General features: G+C 40.6%; 3 protein-coding genes. All 3 read left to right on the top strand.

From position 1 onward, the window contains the following. Positions 1-22 precede the first annotated feature (22 nt). A complete protein-coding gene (locus AC4GME_RS17760) occupies positions 23-1,027 on the top strand; it encodes a porin (RefSeq protein WP_490377104.1) in 1,005 nt (334 codons plus the stop codon). Between the two features lie 402 nt (positions 1,028-1,429). Further along, positions 1,430-2,872 carry a sodium:proton antiporter NhaD gene (nhaD, locus tag AC4GME_RS17765; RefSeq protein WP_490377105.1) on the top strand — a complete coding sequence of 481 codons (1,443 nt, stop codon included), beginning with the start codon at positions 1,430-1,432 and terminating at the stop codon, positions 2,870-2,872. 701 nt (positions 2,873-3,573) lie between these two features. Further along, the gene (locus AC4GME_RS17770) at positions 3,574-3,984 is read left to right on the top strand and encodes a pilin (RefSeq protein ID WP_490377106.1); all 411 of its coding nucleotides are present in this window, start codon (positions 3,574-3,576) and stop codon (positions 3,982-3,984) included. Positions 3,985-4,035 lie beyond the last annotated feature (51 nt).

Consider the following 4,035-nt stretch of genomic DNA (forward strand, 5'->3'; position numbering starts at 1 on the left):
AAGACAAGGATTGAAGGTTATTATGAAAAAGACATTACTAGCGACAGCAATTCCCGCTTTATTACTAGCAAATGCAGCTTCTGCTGTTGAACTGTACAATGTTGATGGAGATACATTTGCTCTAGGCGGCCATGTAACTGCCGGTTTAGGCGATTCAGATGCAGGCGAGGTTGCAGTAAATACAATTTCTCCGCGTATTAATATTGTAGCGACGCGTGATCTTGGCAACGGTTTCACAGCTGATGCAAAAGCTGAATGGCAGCTTAACTTCCTAGAAGGTGGTGAAAATACATTCTCTACGCGTCTTGGTTACCTTGGTCTGACTCATGACTCTTTGGGTCGTGCTGTTGTTGGTACGCAATGGGCGCCATTCTATGACGCAGCTGGCGTTGCTGATATGCCTATCGCTGCTGCCAATGATTTCTTATATGAAGATCACTATAACCTGGGTACTGGACGTGCTGAAAAAATGGTAAGTTACCGCAATGGTTTTGACCTTGGTAATGCAGGTGCAATCAACTTCGGTCTAGGCTGGCAGGGTGAGCATGACGAGTATGATGCTCGCGGCCAGGCATCACTGACTTATAAAGTGATGGGTTTCTCTGTAAATGCTGCTTACAGCGCGGGTGATGTTGCTGATGTTGAAACGACATCTACAGCTTTCTCAGTAAGCTACGGTAGTTACGGCAGTGGTTTATACGCAGCAGGTGTCTATGCTGATAACGAAAACATTAACACTTCTTGGCACGAGGTATCAACTGATGTTTCAATTCCGAAAGCTGCTGAATCAACGGCAACAGAATTATTATTAGCGTACGCTTTTGACAATAGTTTAAACCTAAGTGTTAACTATGAAAATGTTGAAGATGATGCTCTAAATCGCACACAAGTAAGCACTTCAGCTGTACAGGTTGAATACAATGTGAAGTCAAATGTTGTTGTTTATGGTGGTTACCAGTTCGATCTAGGTAATGATTATGCAGAAGACAATGACATGTGGGTATTCGGCGGACGTATCTACCTATAATTACCCGCTTTTTGCTAACTTTTTTAAAGCTTAGCTGAAAGGTGAAAAATAAAGCTCTGGCTACTTTGTCGGAGCTTTTTTGTATCTGGAAAGCCTTAACGCAGTATAACCACACTTGCTCTTTTTAGTGCATATTCAGCCTGTTCTGTTACAAATAACGATGTGAATGCTGCTTGTACAGTGCAAAGCGCTTGATAATCACGCAGAGATGCTTGCTAAGAAAATTCTTCAGCGAGTGGCAGATAGATTAAGCAAACTGCTGTTAGAGCCGCTTTAAAACATATAGTTATCATTCTCACACTTTGTGATATACGTCTCTTTTATTCTGTTTTATGCCAATCTTCTATGCTAACATCGCGCGAATTTTCCCCTAAATGTTTATTTTCTTGAAGGAATAATGAAATGTTACAAAAAACTAAACCGTTAGGTGTTTTGCTGACACTTATCGCCGTTTTATTTTCGCCTAACCTGCTTGCAAGCGGCGGTGAATCAATGGACTTAACGTCACATGGCATCGGTTATGCGGCACTTCTGTTTTTCGGTATAGCTTATTGTATCGTGATGCTTGAAGATGTTATCCACCTGCGCAAATCAAAACCCGTTTTAGTTGCCGCAGGTATTATCTGGGCGATGATTGGTTTCTATTATTCTCAACATGGTATGAACCATGATGCAGAAGCGGCTTTTCGTCATAATTTATTAGAGTACGCTGAGTTATTCTTCTTCCTGTTAGTGGCAATGACCTATATTAATGCCATGGAAGAACGTCAACTATTCGATGCGCTACGTGCTTGGATGGTCAATAAAGGCTTTACGCTGCGCAATATTTTCTGGTTAACAGGTATACTCGCTTTCTTTATCTCGCCAATCGCAGATAATCTGACAACAGCACTGTTAATGTGTGCAATCGTGATGAAAGTGGGCGGTAAAAACACTAAATTTATTGCCATTGCCTGTGTCAATATCGTTGTTGCAGCCAATGCGGGGGGCGCATTTAGCCCGTTCGGCGATATTACAACCTTAATGGTATGGCAGAAAGGGATGGTGCAATTTGGTACTTTCTTCTCACTATTTGTACCATCAGCCGTTAACTACCTGATACCTGCCGTTATTATGAGTTTCTTTATCTCAAAAGAGGTTGCACAAGGTGATGGTGAAGTTGTACATATGAAGCATGGTGCTAAACGTATTGTTTTGCTGTTTTTAGTGACAATTTCCTTTGCTGTTTTAGGTCACTCATTTTTAGGGATGCCGCCTGTTTTAGGTATGATGACAGGATTAGGTTTATTACAGTTCTTCGCCTTCTTCCTGCGTAAAACACAAAAACATTATTACCGTACAGCGATTCAAAAAACTGAAGATAAAGTTGAGCATGAGCGTTTACGTGATTTAGGTGACGGTGCGCCGTTTGATATCTTTAATAAAGTGGCAAAAGCGGAGTGGGATACCCTGCTGTTCTTCTACGGCGTGGTGCTTTGTGTCGGTGGTTTAGGTTTTATCGGTTACCTCGGCATGGTTTCAGAAGCTATGTACACTAACTGGGATCCGACCTATGCCAATGTCACTGTGGGTATTTTATCTGCGATTGTAGATAATATTCCGGTTATGTTTGCAGTATTAAGCATGCAGCCGGATATGAGCACGGGTCAGTGGTTATTGGTTACATTAACAGCGGGTGTCGGCGGTAGTCTGCTGTCTATCGGCTCGGCTGCGGGTGTTGCATTAATGGGCCAGGCGCGTGGTATTTATACCTTTGGTGCGCATATTAAATGGGCGCCTGTTATTGCGCTCGGTTACGCTGCAAGTATCCTTACCCATTTGTGGATTAATGAAGCAATGTTTTAAATAAACTTGTTTCTCGTTCCCATGCTCTGCGTGGGGACGAGATCAACTCTCTGCTGCAAAGTGTAAAATGCCCGTTTAGGGGGGTTTTTTGTATTAGGAGTTTGTAAGTGATTGCCCTTTTTATTATTCACTAATTTTTAATTTTTCCCCCTCTTATCTAGATCCCCTGCTATTTTATAACCTGTTTTTTACTTTTTATCTGTCTCCTTTATTACCTTAGCTCCGGCAGTGGGGCCGATAAATATATTTCAGTTGCTTTTAACTTGCACAGAAAGCGGTTGATATTTATACATGTTTTTATGTTTTTTTATAAACAGATAGGTAACATCGATCCAGCTCAAATAGTTATGAGCAGCGCCTTGTTTCATTAAATTATTTCTGAGAGAATAAAGCTACGCAAGGTTGTTTTCGTTCACAGCAAAATCAGGCTCTTATTTAGTTGAAGTTAAAATTTCTTTATTTCATACCGTTACTTTCTCTGTAATGGACTAAACTAAGTACGAGATTAATTTTGAGGTTGTGTTGTAAATAACCTTTCACACTCAACTTAATACTAATAAAAAGTGCTGACCCGCTTTCTACTGATATTAAGTTACAAACTAAGTTAGATAGTATTAGCTGCTTAATAATTTTCACTCAATCCTCTAGGGAAAGAGCATTAACATTAAGCATAAGTTAAATATTAATTAAGGAAGAGCAAAATGAAAAAAGTACAAAATGGTTTTACACTAATCGAGCTACTGATTGTAATTGCAATTATCGGTATTTTAGCGGCAGTGGCACTGCCTGCGTATAATACTTACACACAAAAAGCGAAGTTCTCTGAAGTTATTTTGGCGACATCGCCGCTGAAACAGTCTGCAGATCTATGTGGTCAAGTTAATAACTCTTTACTTAACTGTACAGCAAGTGCTGGACTAAAAACTGTTGGTGCTTCTGGTTATGTTGCTAGTGTTACGCCTAGTGGTCAAAGTGCAACTGGAATTACAATTACAGCTGTATCGCAAGACATTGATACTGCTAACTCAACTTATATTTTAACTGGTTTACTAAGTGGTGGGCAGGTAACTTGGACTCCTTCTGGTACTTGTCTCGCAAATGGTCTTTGTTAATAGCGAATGACAACCCTTAATATTAGTGGCCTGGCTTCCAGCCTGGCCACT

Source organism: Psychromonas sp., assembly GCF_983033635.1.